The sequence below is a fragment of the Chryseobacterium caseinilyticum genome (assembly GCF_014837145.1).
Taxonomy (GTDB): domain Bacteria; phylum Bacteroidota; class Bacteroidia; order Flavobacteriales; family Weeksellaceae; genus Chryseobacterium; species Chryseobacterium caseinilyticum.
The window spans coordinates 258509-274460 of sequence record NZ_JACYFS010000001.1; the positions used below are offsets into that span (position 1 = coordinate 258509).

14 protein-coding genes are annotated in these 15952 nt (G+C 35.8%); 13 read left to right on the forward strand and 1 reads right to left on the reverse strand.

Annotated features, from left to right (window positions below; translation table 11 throughout):
- The first annotated feature begins 75 nt into the window (after nucleotides 1-75).
- The 3 genes from IC610_RS20170 (at nucleotide 76) to IC610_RS01165 (ending at nucleotide 3060) form a co-directional block, all read left to right on the forward strand.
- Nucleotides 76-912 (forward strand): T9SS type A sorting domain-containing protein, encoded by an 837-nt coding sequence (locus IC610_RS20170; protein WP_191734844.1) that lies wholly within the window; start codon nucleotides 76-78, stop codon nucleotides 910-912.
- Between the two features lie 323 nt (nucleotides 913-1235).
- A complete protein-coding gene (locus IC610_RS01160) occupies nucleotides 1236-1817 on the forward strand; it encodes a TetR/AcrR family transcriptional regulator (protein ID WP_191734845.1) in 582 nt (193 codons plus the stop codon).
- Nucleotides 1818-1920: 103 nt separating this feature from the next.
- Nucleotides 1921-3060, forward strand: coding sequence for an MFS transporter (locus IC610_RS01165; protein ID WP_228462836.1), 1140 nt, complete (start codon nucleotides 1921-1923; stop codon nucleotides 3058-3060).
- Between the two features lie 508 nt (nucleotides 3061-3568).
- Here the strand turns inward: IC610_RS01165 and IC610_RS01170 are convergent.
- Entirely contained in the window at nucleotides 3569-4390 is an 822-nt protein-coding gene (locus IC610_RS01170; protein ID WP_191734847.1) for an alpha/beta fold hydrolase, read from the reverse strand.
- Between the two features lie 736 nt (nucleotides 4391-5126).
- Between IC610_RS01170 and IC610_RS01175 the strand changes: the two genes are divergently transcribed.
- The 10 genes from IC610_RS01175 (at nucleotide 5127) to IC610_RS01220 (ending at nucleotide 15949) form a co-directional block, all read left to right on the forward strand.
- On the forward strand, nucleotides 5127-5438 hold the full coding sequence (locus IC610_RS01175; protein ID WP_191734848.1) for a hypothetical protein: 312 nt from the start codon (nucleotides 5127-5129) through the stop codon (nucleotides 5436-5438).
- 9 nt (nucleotides 5439-5447) lie between these two features.
- Nucleotides 5448-6032: a Crp/Fnr family transcriptional regulator gene (locus IC610_RS01180; protein WP_191734849.1), complete on the forward strand. Its 585-nt coding sequence runs from the start codon at nucleotides 5448-5450 to the stop codon at nucleotides 6030-6032.
- Between the two features lie 150 nt (nucleotides 6033-6182).
- Nucleotides 6183-7058, forward strand: coding sequence for a pirin family protein (locus IC610_RS01185; protein ID WP_191734850.1), 876 nt, complete (start codon nucleotides 6183-6185; stop codon nucleotides 7056-7058).
- A gap of 148 nt (nucleotides 7059-7206) precedes the next feature.
- Complete coding sequence (gndA, locus tag IC610_RS01190; protein ID WP_191734851.1) at nucleotides 7207-8625, forward strand: NADP-dependent phosphogluconate dehydrogenase; 1419 nt, start codon at nucleotides 7207-7209, stop codon at nucleotides 8623-8625.
- 11 nt (nucleotides 8626-8636) lie between these two features.
- Nucleotides 8637-10118, forward strand: a complete 1482-nt coding sequence (gene zwf / locus IC610_RS01195; protein WP_191734852.1) for a glucose-6-phosphate dehydrogenase — start codon at nucleotides 8637-8639, stop codon at nucleotides 10116-10118.
- A 15-nt stretch (nucleotides 10119-10133) separates the two neighbouring features.
- Nucleotides 10134-10844: a 6-phosphogluconolactonase gene (gene pgl, locus IC610_RS01200; protein ID WP_191734853.1), complete on the forward strand. Its 711-nt coding sequence runs from the start codon at nucleotides 10134-10136 to the stop codon at nucleotides 10842-10844.
- A gap of 482 nt (nucleotides 10845-11326) precedes the next feature.
- Complete coding sequence (locus IC610_RS01205; RefSeq protein ID WP_191734854.1) at nucleotides 11327-12334, forward strand: LacI family DNA-binding transcriptional regulator; 1008 nt, start codon at nucleotides 11327-11329, stop codon at nucleotides 12332-12334.
- A 34-nt stretch (nucleotides 12335-12368) separates the two neighbouring features.
- Nucleotides 12369-13280: a carbohydrate kinase family protein gene (locus IC610_RS01210; protein ID WP_191734855.1), complete on the forward strand. Its 912-nt coding sequence runs from the start codon at nucleotides 12369-12371 to the stop codon at nucleotides 13278-13280.
- A gap of 10 nt (nucleotides 13281-13290) precedes the next feature.
- The gene (locus tag IC610_RS01215; RefSeq protein WP_191734856.1) at nucleotides 13291-14535 is read left to right on the forward strand and encodes a sugar MFS transporter; all 1245 of its coding nucleotides are present in this window, start codon (nucleotides 13291-13293) and stop codon (nucleotides 14533-14535) included.
- 1 nt (nucleotide 14536) lies between these two features.
- Nucleotides 14537-15949 (forward strand): carbohydrate porin, encoded by a 1413-nt coding sequence (locus tag IC610_RS01220; protein ID WP_191734857.1) that lies wholly within the window; start codon nucleotides 14537-14539, stop codon nucleotides 15947-15949.
- The last annotated feature ends 3 nt before the right edge of the window (nucleotides 15950-15952 follow it).

The window sequence follows — 15952 nt, forward strand, 5'->3', positions numbered from 1 at the left end:
TTCAGTATGAATACATCCCATTGTCAGAAAGTCTTATTATACTTTTCGGTATCATTAATTATATAAACTTTTAAAGTGAAAAAATCTATTTACTTTTTGTTTTTGCTGCTTTCAGCAATCGGCAACGCTCAGACTTTTGGAATTTATACCGAAAATACCAACATCACTTCCGGGGTAAATTCATTACGTTTCAGTAACGGACAGGGATTTTCGGCCTCAGAACCCACAACTGCTCCCTACGAGGGAGCAAAAAATTACCAGTTTTCATACAATGGAACCAGCAGTTATTTCCACGCAATTTTATTTCCCCGAAATGCAGCAAATACTGCAGATACCACTGTAGATTTATCTGCATTTACTTACTACAATGTATCCATAAAAACATCATCGCCACATCCCTTTTACATCCGGATTAGAGGAAATAATGTGATAGCCAAGGTATTAATAAATCCGGCTTCCAACAGCTACAACTTTACCAATGACAATCTGTGGCATCCCATGTCAATTCCAATCTCTGCATTTGTCCCGGAATCTTCGGCTTTCAGTTTAGCAGTGATTTCAGAAATTTTTGTTTTAAGAAGTGAAAACTCTATTCCTACTGTTGCAGGTGCTTCAAATGATTTTCAGGTCGATAATATTTATGCTTCCGCCAATCAGGTTTTAGCCATAAAAGAAGAGGTGAAAACGAGTTTTAAAATTTATCCTAATCCATCTTCTTCAGAAATTACCGTGACTTCAAAAAAAGTAATTAATTCGATTTCTGTACAAAATGCTGCCGGACAAAAAGTAATTGCTTTAAACCCAAAAGAAAAGAGATCAACATTTGATATTTCTTATTTAAATAGTGGTTTATACATCATCGCAATAGAATCGGATGGAAAAACTTCTACCTCTAAATTTATAAAGAAATAATGATAGGTAAAAAATAAAGCGGCTTTACGTTATACGTTTTGCTAACAATTTAATCTCTAAAATTATCTTATAAAAAATGGCGCCAACTGCCTTTAGTTGGTGCCATTTGGCTGTTTGTGAACTTGGTAGGACTTTATTCAAACTATTTATTAGTAAATACAGCTAATATTTTGCAGGTGTTAAATAGTATTCAAATTACATTAATTAATACTATTTAAACTTGAGAAATTCTTAGAGATGGTTCTTTAGGAGTTTTATACAATCTAAAAATAATCAGATATTTATTTTAAACCGAACGGTTTATTATTTACCTTTGCAACATTATGGGACGAAATAAGGAATTTGACTACGAGCAAAAATTGGACATTGCACTGGAACTTTTCTGGAAACAAGGATTTCATTCCACTTCTATCACAGACCTTGAAAATGGTATGAGAATCAACCGAAGCAGTATTTATCCTACTTACGGAGATAAGAAAGCGCTGCTCATTAAGTGCCTGACCAAGTACATGAAGTCTAAAGTTTCAGAGTATGAAAGTGTATTAGATGATTCGCAATCCGATGCCATTGAAACATTAAGAAAGACCTTACGGTTAGCAATTGACCAGAGCATCCGTGAGGAAAGAACTTGCCTGGCTGTTAAAATAGCCTTTGAAGTAGCCTTGACTGATGAAGATGTCAGAATCCTGTTAGCTGGCAATGAGAAAAAGATCGAAAAGGTCTATTTAGAAATTTTAGAGAAAGGGCAGGAGCAAAGTTGTATAAAAGGTGATCTCGATCCAAAATTAACGGCTGCTTTTCTTGCCGGTTCTTCCAGCGCACTTTTCAAAAATTATGCATTGAACAAAAACCGAAAAACCATCTACGATATGATTGAAACTTTAATCCAAATGATCAAAGTCTAATCAATACTTAAATTTAGTAACAAATAACAGACAATATTTTTTTAACCTTTTTTAAACCGTTCAGTTTAATATGAATTTAAGTCTCAACAAAAAGATAGCGTACATGGGATGTCTAGGCGTTATCGGAATCATCAGTACAGAATTTGGTGTCATCGGCATCTTGCCTCAGATCGCTGACTCTTATAAAATAAATATTGTAACAGCAGGCTACTTATTAAGTGCCTTTGCTTTAACAATTGCAATCACAGGACCATTTATGGTCCTATATCTTTCAAAATTTGACAAGAAGAAAATTATGATGTGTGCTCTGGGATTGTTCTTGATCTCAAATTTCTTCTCAAGTTTCAGCCCGCCCTTCTGGTTGCTGATGATACTTAGGATATTGCCAACATTTCTGCATCCGGCTTTCTTTTCAATGGTCATTGCAGCTGCGACCAAAGATGCTTCTCCTCAGATGCAGATGAGATTGACCAGTATTATTATCGGTGGAATTGCACTTGCTCAGGTTACTTTGATTCCTTTTACCACATTTATTGCAAGTATTTATTCCTGGCAGTGGAGCTACATTATTCAAGGGTTATTGATCTTGATAACACTTATCACTATTTATAATTATTTGCCTTCAATGCCCAATAAAGAAGTGAAGTCTTTTAAAAGTCAATTGGGCATTTTGACCAGACCGAAGTTCATTGCTGGAACAGCAGTAAATCTATTTCTCATCACGGCGTGGTTCTGCTCATACAGTTATTTTGCAGACTATTTGTCGAAAGAGAAAGGACTAAGTACACAAGAGATCAGTTATATGCTTTTATTATTTGGTGTAATGGGTGTGATCTCAAACTTTTTAGCAGGTCGCTTATTAGGGAAGTATATGATCTTGACTACTTTGTTTTTCCTAGCCGGTACGTTTCTTCTTCCATTTGCATTTCAATATACCGATGGTTCGATATTCAGCATAGCAATTGTGGTCGGATTTTGGGGAATTATGTACGGACCTTGTTTCCTGATAGGTGTTGGGCATATGGTATCGGCAGCATCGGATGCAAAGGAATTTGCGAATAGTTTGCAGACCTCATTTGGAAATTTAGGAGTTTCATTGGGTACTGCTACAGGAGGTTGGTTTATTTGTCAGTATGGAATATCCGTTACACCTTGGGTGGGTATTGGGTTTGGTCTGCTGGTGCTTATTGTGATTTTTTGGAGATTCTGGCTTGATAGAGCCGTAAGTGAGAATAGTAAGTAACAGCTTTTATGATCCGCAAAACATCAACTCAGCTTAGTAAAACATATGATTGTTAGTTTCCCCCTGTTTCGCTTTATGAATGCCTTGATTCTGTCACTTGTATCATAGATAGTTGGTGCAAATCAGCAGTAACAAAATCAAGATATGAAAATTGTAGTGACATATATCTTCAGGAACATCGGCAGATCATTTTAGAATTCCTATATTTTAAGATTAAAAATTTTTAATAAAGCAAAGAAGAAAAATATTGGAAAATTGATGGGATTTCAATCCGCTTCCAAACACTTTTATCGATGATTTAATCCGTTTGAGCCAAATTAAAAAAATCATAAAGTTCATTTTTTATTTGGCTGTTTTCCTTTAAGATAAAATTTTTGTAAAAAAAATTAAAACTTTTAAAAATAGAATAGCTTGCAGTCAATATTTTTTGTTTGGTAATATTTGTCCTCTACATCAATAAAAAAAGCGAATCAATCGATTCACTTTTTAATTTGTATATACTTTTTATTTAAGCCTCAATAAACTCCAAAAGGTCTTTATTAATAGTCTCATGCTCCGTAGTCGGCATTCCGTGAGGGAAACCTGGATACGTTTTTATCGTTCCGTTTTTCAGTAATTTGATTGACTTTAAAGCAGCATTTTGGTAAGGCACAATCTGGTCATCTTCACCGTGAAGAACCAAAACCGGAATATCCACAGCTTTCAGATCTTCAGTAAAATCAGTCTCAGAAAAAGCTTTGATTCCGTCATAATGAGCGACGATTCCGCCCATCATTCCCTGTCTCCACCAGTTTCTCTGTACGCCTTCTTTCACGTCTGCGCCTTCTCTGTTATAACCGTAGAAAGGGAAAGTTAAATCAATATAAAACTGATTTCTGTTGTTCAAAGTCTGTTCTCTGATGCCATCAAAAACTTCCATTGGAATGCCGTCAGGATTGCTTTCACTTTTTACCATTACTGGAGGAACAGCACTGATTAATACTGCTTTTTTTGCTCTTCCTTCAGAATATTTGTTCACGTAACGGATCACTTCACCACCTCCAGTTGAGTGACCAATGTGAATTACGTCTGTAAGTCCTAAAAAATCTACCAATTCCGCTGCATCTGAAGCATATTGCTCGATGGTGTGGTTGTAAATATTCTGACTGGAACGACCATGACCTCTTCTGTCGTGAGTTACAACTCTGTAACCTCTCTGAAGGAAGAAAATTACCTGGGCATCCCAATCATCTGAAGATAAAGGCCATCCGTGGTGAAACATTAAAACTGGTCCATCTCCTTGGTCTTTATAAAAAATCTCTGTTCCGTCTTTTAATTTTAGTGTGCTCATAATTTAATTTTTTAGAATGTTGTGATTAATTTGTTTTAATATTTTGTTATCTTAATTCTTTAGCAAATGTAGGACGGTTCAATTCGATTCCCGTTAATCTAGTTTAATATCGTAACTTTTTTGATATTTTTTTATTTGGAAAGCTTTATCCGCCTGGAGTTTGTCCTGAACCCGTCGAAGGGTTCCCGCTTTTTTTGTCATTGCAGACTGTTTAGAGTTATGGTCACAAAATCCGTATTTAACTTTGGCTTTCCTACAGAAGTTACAATCATGTTCATCATTTCCATCGAAAATCAGACAATTGCGATGGATGATAGAGTTTTGATATTCAATAAATAAGCAAGGGTGGTGTACAAAATAAGAATTCCGGAAACCAGGTAAAATATCACAAGAATATTCACCAATTAAAATGGAGAGTCTCATTTTGAAGACATCGAAATTCCGTTAATCAATCAAGGCGAAATCGGATTTTTATCCGAGGATATCACCGTCAAAAATCTGCAGTTCAGAAACGGTTTATGTTGATTATGATTACGATTTTCATCGCGCTCCGCAAAGACAATTTATCGTACTTTTGAACGGCGGTGTTGAAATTGAAACTTCACTTGGCGAATCCAGACAATGTTAAACCGGAGAAATTCTTTTGATTGAAGGTTTTTCAGGTATAGTTCATAAAACAAAAAACCTCGAAAAGAGAGAGCGGACGTCAATGTTTATACATTTATAAAATTTAAAAATGAAAACTTTAAACTTTTTAGTGATTGGAAAAAATCAGGAAATTCTCGAAACTTTAAAAAGAATCATCGAAAATAACGAAGGATGGAAAGCCGAAATTCAAAGCGATGAAACAAATTGTCCAAATTATATTGAAGAAAATAAAGTTGATATTGTTTTGTTGAGTTCCGGATTGGATGAAAAATTTGAATACGATATTAAAGTTTTTTGCGAAAATCTGGATAAAGATGTGAAAGTTATCGACCATTATGGCGGCGGTAGTGGGTTGTTGAAGAACGAAGTTTACAGTCTTTTCCCTAATTTGCAGCCGTAAACTTAATTTATGTTTGAAAATATCATTAAGAACGTCACGCGATTTATCAGCCTGAGCAGCGAAGAAGAGAAAATATTCACCGATTTGCTGGTTTGTGAGACCATTCCTAAGAAAACAATTTTACTTCGGGAAGGTGAAATCTGCCAGTTTGAAGGCTTCATTCATAAGGGTTGTTTGAGAGCTTATTACCTTGATGATAATGGTTTTGAAGTGACGATTCTGTTTGCCATCGAAGATTGGTGGATTAGTGATATTGCGTCTTTTCAGGATCAGAAACCTTCGAATTTGTATATTGAAACGATTGAAGATTCAGAGATTTTTATGCTGAATCCTACCACTAAAGAAAAACTGTTGAAGGAAATCCCGAAATTCGAAAGGGTTTTCAGAATGTTGGTTCAGAGAAATCTGTTTACGCTTCAAAACCGTTTGGTGAATACTATTTCAAAAAGCGCATCAGACCGATATTTGGAATTTATAAAAGTTTATCCAACGATTCCGCAACGCGTTGCGCAGTATTATATTGCTTCTTATTTAGGAGTTTCTAAAGAATTTGTGAGTACCATCAGGAAGCGCTTGGCAACAAAGGAGAAATGATTTAATATTTTAAAATATAGAAATGTCAGATATAAAAATGTCCGGCATTTTTTTTTGCTTAAAAGTCATTTATTAAACCAGTTAAATGCGCAGCAATTCTCATCACCATAAATTTGTCCTGTCAATAACGAAATTAAACAACCAACAGATATGGACAGAAAAGATTTTTTAAAGAAAGGATTATTGGGAACAGGAATGTTTGTAGCAACCGCTTCATTGGGAAATACAATGAAAAATGAGATTGACGAAATAGAACCACTGGAGCCGATTGGATATAATCATTTACCAAACACCGATTCAAAAATCAAAGACAATTCTGTGATTCACAAAGCGGATTCCAGAGGTAAAGCAGACCATGGTTGGTTGGTAAGTAACCATACTTTCAGTTTTGCAAATTATCATAATCCGGAGAGAATGCATTTTGGTGTTCTCAGAGTTTTGAATGACGATAAAGTGGAGGCGGGAAGAGGTTTCGGAACGCATCCGCACGACAATATGGAAATCATAAGTATTCCTTTGGAGGGTGATTTGGAGCATAAAGACAATATGGGAAATTCTACGGTTATCAAGAGTGGAGACATTCAGGTGATGAGTGCCGGAACGGGAATTATGCACAGCGAATTCAATAAAAATAACGACAGTTTGGTAAAGTTTCTTCAGATTTGGGTATATCCCAACAAAAGAAATGTGACACCACGATATGACCAGATTACTTTAGACAAATCAAAAGGTCAGAATCAATTCCAGCAGATTCTTTCTCCCAATGCAGATGACGAAGGCGTTTGGATTCATCAGGATGCCTGGTTTCACTTAGGTAACTTCGAAAATCATGTTGAAACCAATTATCAGATTAAGAAAAAAGGAAACGGTGTGTATGCCTTTATTTTAAAAGGAAGTGCAGAAATCGAGGGACAGAAAGTGGAAACGAGAGACGGTTTCGGAGTTTGGGATATTACAGATTTAAATATCAAATCAACAGCAGAAGGGACGGAAATTTTATTGATGGATGTTCCGATGACGATGTAAGAGTTTGATCAAGAATTTTCAATTAATTATTGGGTTTTAATTGATTTTTCAAAAGGTACAGATTAAAAGAAAATTTAACATAATTTTTTTAATAATACCCATTTCCGTAAATTTGAGCTGTAAAAATAAAAATAAATCTTAAGTAAGAATGGAAAAGTATAATTACGGGGTCGTTGGTCTCGGCGTAATGGGGAGAAATCTGCTTTATAATATTGCTGATAACGGTTTTTCTGTAGCAGGATTCGATTTAGATGAAGAAAAAGTTATCGAACTTAAAAATGGAGTGGCTGAAGGTACAAAGGTTATCGGTTCTGTTTCTCTGGAAGAATTTGTAATAGGTCTGGATATTCCGAGAAAAATTATTCTGATGGTTCCTGCAGGTAAGCCGGTAGATGCCGTTCTTGAAAGTATTACACCGTTTCTTACCCCGAAAGATGTCGTAATTGATGCAGGAAATTCTTATTTTAAAGATACCGAAAGACGTATCGCAGATTTGACATCTAAAAATCTGCATTTTATGGGAATGGGCGTTTCAGGAGGAGAGCAGGGCGCAAGAAGAGGACCAAGCATCATGCCAGGAGGTGATTTGGAAGCTTTCAACCTTGTTAAACCGATGCTGGAAGTCATTTCAGCAAAAATAAACGGTGAACCCTGTACGGCTTATATGGGCAAAGGTGCTGCAGGAAATTATGTGAAAATGGTTCACAACGGTATAGAATATGCCATTATGCAGTTGATAAGTGAGGCTTACGATTTGTTGAGAAAGGGAGCAAACCTGAATAACGGTCAGCTGTACGAAGTTTTCAAAAAATGGAATAAAGGAGAGATGAATTCTTTTCTCATTGAAATCACAAGAGATATTTTCAAACAGAAAGATGATTTGACAGACGGCTTTCTCGTTGATCAGATTTTAGATAAAGCAGGAGCAAAAGGAACAGGGAAATGGACTTCTGAGCAGGCAATGGAAATTGGCGTTTCTATCCCGACAATCGATATTGCTGTAACTTCAAGAATTTTATCTGCCTATAAGGAAGAGCGTGTTCAGGCGTCCCAGTTATATACGAAAGATGAAGTTGGAACTACTGAAAACACAGAATTATTTATTAAAGAAGTTGGTGATGCGTTATATCTAGCTACATTAATCAGTTATGCTCAGGGTTTGGCACTGTTAGTAAAAGCTTCGGAAGAATATCAGTTTGAAACTCCTTTGAAAGATGTTGTGAAAATCTGGAGAGGTGGTTGCATTATCCGTTCTGTTCTGTTAGAGAAATTCTACAGTGCTTATACTGAAAATCCAAACCTGACTAATATTTTATTGAATAAAGAAATTTCCGAAATTGTAAAATCTAAAATTAAACCTTTGAGAAATACAGCGTCCTTTGCTGTATCAAATGGAATTCCAAGTTTAGGCATTCAAACTGCTTTGGGGTATTTTGATGCTTACACAACGGAATCTTTGCCAGTGAATCTTCTACAGGCTCAACGCGATTATTTTGGAGCACACACTTATCAAAGAGTTGATAGAGAAGGTGTTTTCCATGCTTTCTGGAATAATGGAAATAATTAAAAATCTGGAAAATGAGCGAATATACAGTTTTGAAACCAACGACTATTGTTATCTTTGGTGCAACAGGAGATTTAGCAAAAAGAAAACTTTTTCCGGCATTTTATAATTTATATATCGATGGAAGAATGCCCAAAGGTTTCAATATCTTAGCTTTGGGAAGAGCAGAAAATACAGATGAAAACTTTAGAAATTATATCAGAGAAAATCTGGAGAACTTCTCAAGAAAAAAAGTAACTTCTGAAGATTGGGCCGGTTTTCAGGCTCATATTACTTATTTTCAACATCAATTGGATGAAGAAAATTCTTACAAAAGCCTTTATCAGAAATTGGAAGATTTGGATAAGGTCTATGGGACAAGAGGTAACAGACTTTTCTACTTGTCTATTGCGCCTAATTTTGTATCGGTTATTTCCGGTCACATGAAAAATGCTTCAATTGCTTCCGACCCTAAAAAAGACCGAATCATCATTGAGAAACCTTTTGGGCACGACAAAGCATCGGCGATTGAACTTAATAATCTTCTTTCTCAAACTTTTGAAGAAGAGCAGATCTATCGTATTGACCACTATTTGGGAAAAGAAACAGTACAGAATATTTTGGCATTCAGATTCGGAAACTCGATTTTTGAACCTTTGTGGAATCACAGACATATAGAATCTGTTCAGATCACTGTTGCAGAAGAAGTTGGCGTGGAAACACGAGCTTCTTTTTATGAGCAGACAGGAGCGCTTCGGGATATGATTCAGAATCATTTGTTACAAATCCTTTGTATGGTTTCTATGGAAGCACCCGCTTCACTGGAATCGGGCGAAATTAGAAATCGTAAAGTAGATGTTCTGAAATCAATTCGTAGAATTACCCCTGAAAAAGTGAATCATTATGCAGTGAGAGGGCAGTATGGTAAAGGAACAATTAATGGAGTTGAAGCCAAAGGTTACAGAGAAGAAGATGGAGTTGCGAGTGATTCTAATACAGAAACTTTCGCTGCGATAAAATTTTATCTTGATAACGAAAGATGGCAAAACGTTCCATTCTACGTTCGTACCGGAAAAAAAATGAAGGAAAAACATTCTTATATTACGATTCAGTTCAGGCCACTTCCTCATTCTACATTTACAGATGGACCTTCACAATTGTCAGCGAATAGATTGGTTATCAATATTCAGCCGTCGATGGATATCAGACTTCAGTTTATGTCAAAGAAACCTGGACTTTCTTTGGATTTAGAGCCGGTAGAAATGGTCTTTAATGATTTTGCCTGTCAGGAAAATAGTCCGGAAGCTTATGAAACATTGTTATTAGAGGCACTGTCAGGAGATTTGACTTTGTTTATGCGTTCAGATCAGGTAGAAGAAGCCTGGGATGTGATGAAAACCATTCAGGAAACCTGGGAAAAAACAAAAGATTCTTCTTTTCCAGATTACGAAGCCGGAAGCTGGGGACCAGAAGACAGTAATGCTTTGGTTGCGAGACAAGGTCATAAATGGGTTTAATTTAAAACGGTAAAAATGAATATTACAGTATTTGATCATTTAGATACATTATATAAAAAAGCGGCAGATACTTTTGTGGAACTGTCAGAAAAGTCTATCCAAAAACATGGCAAATTTACAGTTGCATTAAGTGGTGGTTCTTCTCCAAAAGCCATTTTCAGCTTATTGGCAACTCAGGAATATGCTGAAAAAATAGAGTGGAACAAGCTTTATTTTTTCTGGGTTGATGAAAGATGGGTTCCTCTTGAAGATGAAAAAAGTAATTTTAAAATGACACTGGAAACACTTCTGGATAAAGTTCCCGTAAATAGAAATCAGATTTTTCCAATGTATAAAGATGGAGTTGAACCTGAAGATTATGCAAAGGAATATGAATTGCACATCCGAAATGTTTTGGGCGATGAAGGTATTTTTGATTTTATTCTTTTAGGGATGGGGGATGACGGTCACACAGCTTCTCTATTTCCGGGTGAAAAGATTCTTCATGAAAAAGAAAAATGGGTAGATGCTTATTATCTGAAACCTCAGGAAATGTACAGAATTACTTTGACTGAGCCCATCATCAATAAAGCAGAAAATGTTTTGATTGTCACATTCGGCAAATCTAAAAAACATGCTCTGAATGAAGTTTTACATGGAGCGTATGAACCTGAATTATATCCTCTTCAGTTAATTGAAAAGAAAGAAGGAGTACAGATTTTCACTGACGAAGAAGCGACAAATTAATCTTGCATATTTTTTCGCTAAACTGATTTAATCAAACTCGTTAAATGAACAGTAAACTTTTTCATCATGAATTTGTGCTGTTTTTAATCTTCGAAAAATTAAAAGTATTTTGAGAATTTGATGATCATATTCTAACAAAAAAAATTAAACTGTCATTCATTTTTGAGTGGTGTACTATATTGAATAAGACTTGGGTTTATTATCTGAGTCTTATTTTTTTATACCAGTTTCACAATTAAGTATTTTAAAATCATTTTGATTAAACGATTAACCAAAATTTAATAGTAGAGCAATATCTGGTAAATTTAAATTAATGTTTGAATTTGAATTTATTTTTAATGTATTGATTATTCGATATTTAAGTATAAATTTGTTTTTAAAGAAAAATTTGCCAAATTACACTTTTTTCTGAATTGACGAAAAAAAATCAACTATTGTTTTTTTAATTTATTATTAAATACTTTGCATTGTAAATCAGAACAGTGAAACGTGCATCCATTAAAGATATAGCCAGAATTGCCGGAGTGTCCGTTGCAACCGTTTCTTATGTTCTGAACAGGAAAGAAGGACAGAGAATCAGTGAAGATACCCAAAAAAAAATTTTTGAAATTGCTGAAACGATTAACTACACTCCTAATAAAATTGCCATAAGTCTTCAGAATAATAAAAGTAAATTATTAGGTCTGATTGTAGCTGATATTTCCAATGATTTTTATTCCAGTATTGCCAGAAGTTTAGAAGATCGAGCTCTGAAGCTGGGATACACTTTGATTATCGGAAGTTCTGATGAGAATGCAGAAAAGTTTGAAAAGCTGATTGATCTATTTTCCCAACAGCAGGTTGATGGGATGATTGTCGCGCCAGTTGCCGGTTCGGAAAATATTCTGCAGAAGTTATTGAATAAAAACTATCCTTTGGTCACAATCGACAGATATCTTAAAGGAATCAATGCTCCCGGAGTTATATTGAATAACAGAGAGATTGCGGAAAGTACAACATCTTATCTGCTGGAAAAAGATTTTGACGAGATGATCTATTTAGGTTATGATACAAAATTACCTCATCTTTTGGATAGAAGAGCAGGATTTGAGACAAGTATTGTAGATTCAGGAAAGAAGGTAAATGCCAGATATATAGCTGTGGGTCTGGAGAATATCATGGAAGAAATTCAGTCTAAACTTAAACTGTTTTTAGGTAAAAATCCAAAAAATACCGCTTTATATTTCTCGAGCAACAAACTTGCTGTTGCCGGTCTTGCTTATCTTGTGAAAAATAATATCAAAGTGCCTGAACAGGTTTCTGTGCTTGCTTTTGATGAGACAGAAGCATACAGATTATTTCCTTCAGAAATCACTTTTGTAAAACAACCATTGGAAGAAATGGCAGATGAAGCTATTAAATTGCTTGATATTCAAATCAATCAATACAGTTCTACAGCAAAAAAAATTACGCTTACAGGAGAATTAATCATTAAAAATTCAATAAAATAATTTTTTTACTAAATTACTTAAACGTTTAATCTATATGAATAATAATAAATCTTACGCCGTGTGTTTCGGAGAAGTGCTTTGGGATATTTTTCCCACCGTTTCACGAGCTGGTGGCGCACCGTTCAATGTTGCATACAATCTTGACAAAATGGGAGTAGAGGTTCAGATGATCAGTAAAGTCGGGAATGATACATTGGGAAACGAACTTCTTAATCAGATTAAAAACTGGAATATTTCAACAGATTTTATCCAGATTGATAATGAAAAACCGACCGGAACTGTCGTTGCAAATTTTGATGAACAGGGAGAAGCGCATTACAATATTGTAAATAATGTGGCTTGGGATAATATCCGGATTACTGAGAAACAAAAAGAATTAATTCAAAATTCAAAAGCTTTTGTTTTTGGAAGCTTGATTGCCAGAAACGAAGTGTCAAAAAATACACTTTTGGAATTGATAGAACTCTCCAGATTCAGAGTATTTGATGTCAATTTCCGCCCGCCTTTCATCGATTTTGAATTAATCAAAACATTACTTCACAAAGCAGATTTGGTAAAGATGAACAAAGCAGAATTGAGAACCATAATCGAATTTCTTGGCGAAGAATACATTGATGAAGATAACAGCATCAGGCATATTCAAAAACATTTTGACCTGAACGAGATTGTGCTTACAAAAGGAAGCAAAGGCGCAAGATATTTTGTGGGAGATAAAAGTTACAATTTCCCGGCAGTTGCTATAGAAGTTAACGACACAGTTGGAAGCGGCGATTCTTTTCTTGCCGGCTTTTTATCGAAAAGAATTCAAGGGAAATTACCTGAAGAAATTATGAAACAGGCTGTTTCTCTTGGTGCTTTTATTACTTCAAAATCAGGAGCTTGCCCAGATTACACTTACGGAGAATTCAAATCTTTCCGTGAAGAGCATTACGGTGAAACTATTTAAAATTAACACTATGAATACTGCAAAATTTACAGAAAAAAAATACGTTGTCGTTTTGGCGTTTGTGATTTCACTATTTTTCTTTTGGGCAATCGCTTTGACAATGGGCGACGTGCTTAATAAACATTTCCAGAATGTTTTGAATATCTCCAAATCAAAATCTGGTCTGGTACAGCTTTCAATTTTCGGAGCTTATGCATTGATGGGAATTCCTGCAGGATTGTTTATGAAAAAATTTGGATATAAAATGGGTGTTATCCTGGGATTATCATTGTTCGCGCTTGGTTCTTTCCTTTTCATTCCGGCAGCAAACCAAATGTCATTTGACTTTTTCAGAATTGCGCTTTTCGTTTTGGCAATGGGAATGGCGACCTTAGAAACGGTGGCGCACCCTTTTGTCGCAGCTTTGGGAAATGAAAAAACGAGTGATCAAAGGGTGAATTTCGCGCAGTCTTTTAATGGTTTGGGCGCAATTATAGGCCCGCTTTTGGGAGGTTATTTTATTTTCGGAAAGTCCGGTCTGGATGATAATTCATTAAATTCTGTAAAAGATCTTTACACCTGGATTGGCGTTGTGATTTTGACGATCACGATTGTTTTTTCTTTTATCAAGGTTCCGAGTCTTAAAGATCCACATGCCGAAGATATTACGATTTCAGAGAAAGAAAATCGAGTAGAAGCTTCAGTGTCAGATCCTCACGCGCCACTTTGGAAACAAAGGCATTTTATTTTTGCTGTGATCGCGCAGTTTTTCAACATCGCAGCACAAGGAGGAACGTGGGCCTATTTCATTAATTATGGTGTTGAAAAAATGCATCTTCCGGAGATCCAGGCTTCTTACTATTTTTCATTAAGTATGGCGATGATGATGATTGGTCGTTTTGTAGGAACATTTTTGATGAAATTCATCGCTCCGAATAAACTTCTTGCAATTTTTACAGCTTGCAATATTGTATTATGTTTGATTATTTCGCAAAGTTTCGGTTGGGCGTCTTTCATCAGTTTGATTTTATTAAATCTATTCTTAAGTGTAATGTATCCTACTATTTTCAGCCTTGGACTGAAGCGTTTAGGCAACAAAGTTCCGCAGGCATCTTCTTTCCTTGTGATGGCGATGTTTGGGGGTGCAGTATTTCCTCCTTTGATGGGAAAAATTGCTGAGAAAGATATTGCACACGCTTATCTTCTTCCAATTGTTTGTTACGCTTTAATTCTATTGTTTGCTTTGAAATTCTACAAGCCAAAGACACTTAAATAAGATGAAGAACTTCAACGTCTTTAAATGCAGCTTTTGGTTTATATTGATCATTAGCCAGATTTCCCACGCTCAAATTGTGATAACGAATAAGGATTTTTCTTTCGGAACAACAGGTAGAATCGGCGCAGGATATTCTCCAAATGCAGATGGGAAAACCGGAAGACAGCTGAATCTTAATAATCAGGGTTCCCTCGGCGGAAGAATGGATCAGGGCGATTATGTAGATTTTTTACCAGCTTTTCATTTCACACCGCTTGTTAACGGCGACAGTGTAAAAACGACAAAGATTGATATGCAGGCCAGATTAAGCTTCTATTCCGGTGGAACTTTCCTTGGAAATGTAGATTCAAAATCAAATCAGGGAATGATTATCGCCCTGCCGGAAGCTTTTGTGGAAGCCAGAAATATTATGGGAAGCGATTGGGATGTCTGGGCAGGTTCCCGTTGGCTGAGATATGATGACGTGCATATTGCAGATTATTTTTATTTCGATGATCATTCGGCGACGGGGTGGGGCGTGAGACATAAAAATACCAGATTCTCGATGTTTTTTCCTGCAGTAATTGATACAGCAGCAAGTAATTCGACACCATATTCTTATACAAACGTCATTAGCGGAGGCAAAAATCTGATCTACAGACAACGCGAGGTTTTTGTTTTAGAACAAACAGTTCCATTCAGAAATGATGTTCATAAGCTGAAACTTCTTGCTGAATTTCATAGTTTAGAAAAGTCGGGTAAAAACTCGGTAGAGCAATATAAATCCGATAATGGTTGGATATTGGGAGCGAAACTGAATACCCATTTAAAGACAAAAATTGCAGGTTCTTTTAATCAAATATCATTAAGATACGGAAGCGGAATTGCCAACGGCGGAGATAGCGGAAATACCCAGACCTGGCGGACTTATGGAGCTCCAGATGAAGTTAAGAAAACTTATAGAGGCGCATATTCTTTAACTGCTGTAGAACATATTTTGTTAAACTTTTCCAATAAATGGTCGGCCAATGCGTATGCAGTTTTTACGAGGAGTAAAGGCGGAGCAAATAGTGATAATAAAGCCACAGATTATTATGAGCGTGAAATTTTCAATAAGAAATCTGAGTTTAATACTGGTGTCAGAGCAACCTATTATTTCAACAATTGGTTTCATATCCTTTCAGAATTGCATTTTGCATCAAGGAAAGACGGAAATCAGAATTTAGCGTCGATGACGAAATTGGTGCTGGCGCCAACCCTCGTTCCAACCGCGGAAAGAAGTGTCTGGGCAAGACCGCATATCCGTTTCATTGCAGAAGTTTCAAGGTATAATGATCAGGCAATGTACAGTCTTTATTCACCATTTTTGCAGCAATCTGGATCTAAAAGATTCGGAACTTACTTTGGAGTAAGAACAGAATGGTGGATTTTCTAATTA

What these genes read in the sequence shown, in the direction of transcription:
- IC610_RS01160 (WP_191734845.1), top strand. Translation starts at nt 1,236, where the DNA reads ATGGGACGAAATAAGGAATTTGACTACGAGCAAAAATTGGACATTGCA.
- IC610_RS01165 (WP_228462836.1), top strand. Translation starts at nt 1,921, where the DNA reads ATGGGATGTCTAGGCGTTATCGGAATCATCAGTACAGAATTTGGTGTC.
- IC610_RS01170 (WP_191734847.1), bottom strand. Translation starts at nt 4,390, where the DNA reads ATGAGCACACTAAAATTAAAAGACGGAACAGAGATTTTTTATAAAGAC.
- IC610_RS01175 (WP_191734848.1), top strand. Translation starts at nt 5,127, where the DNA reads ATGAAAACTTTAAACTTTTTAGTGATTGGAAAAAATCAGGAAATTCTC.
- IC610_RS01180 (WP_191734849.1), top strand. Translation starts at nt 5,448, where the DNA reads ATGTTTGAAAATATCATTAAGAACGTCACGCGATTTATCAGCCTGAGC.
- IC610_RS01185 (WP_191734850.1), top strand. Translation starts at nt 6,183, where the DNA reads ATGGACAGAAAAGATTTTTTAAAGAAAGGATTATTGGGAACAGGAATG.
- gndA (WP_191734851.1), top strand. Translation starts at nt 7,207, where the DNA reads ATGGAAAAGTATAATTACGGGGTCGTTGGTCTCGGCGTAATGGGGAGA.
- zwf (WP_191734852.1), top strand. Translation starts at nt 8,637, where the DNA reads ATGAGCGAATATACAGTTTTGAAACCAACGACTATTGTTATCTTTGGT.
- pgl (WP_191734853.1), top strand. Translation starts at nt 10,134, where the DNA reads ATGAATATTACAGTATTTGATCATTTAGATACATTATATAAAAAAGCG.
- IC610_RS01210 (WP_191734855.1), top strand. Translation starts at nt 12,369, where the DNA reads ATGAATAATAATAAATCTTACGCCGTGTGTTTCGGAGAAGTGCTTTGG.
- IC610_RS01215 (WP_191734856.1), top strand. Translation starts at nt 13,291, where the DNA reads ATGAATACTGCAAAATTTACAGAAAAAAAATACGTTGTCGTTTTGGCG.
- IC610_RS01220 (WP_191734857.1), top strand. Translation starts at nt 14,537, where the DNA reads ATGAAGAACTTCAACGTCTTTAAATGCAGCTTTTGGTTTATATTGATC.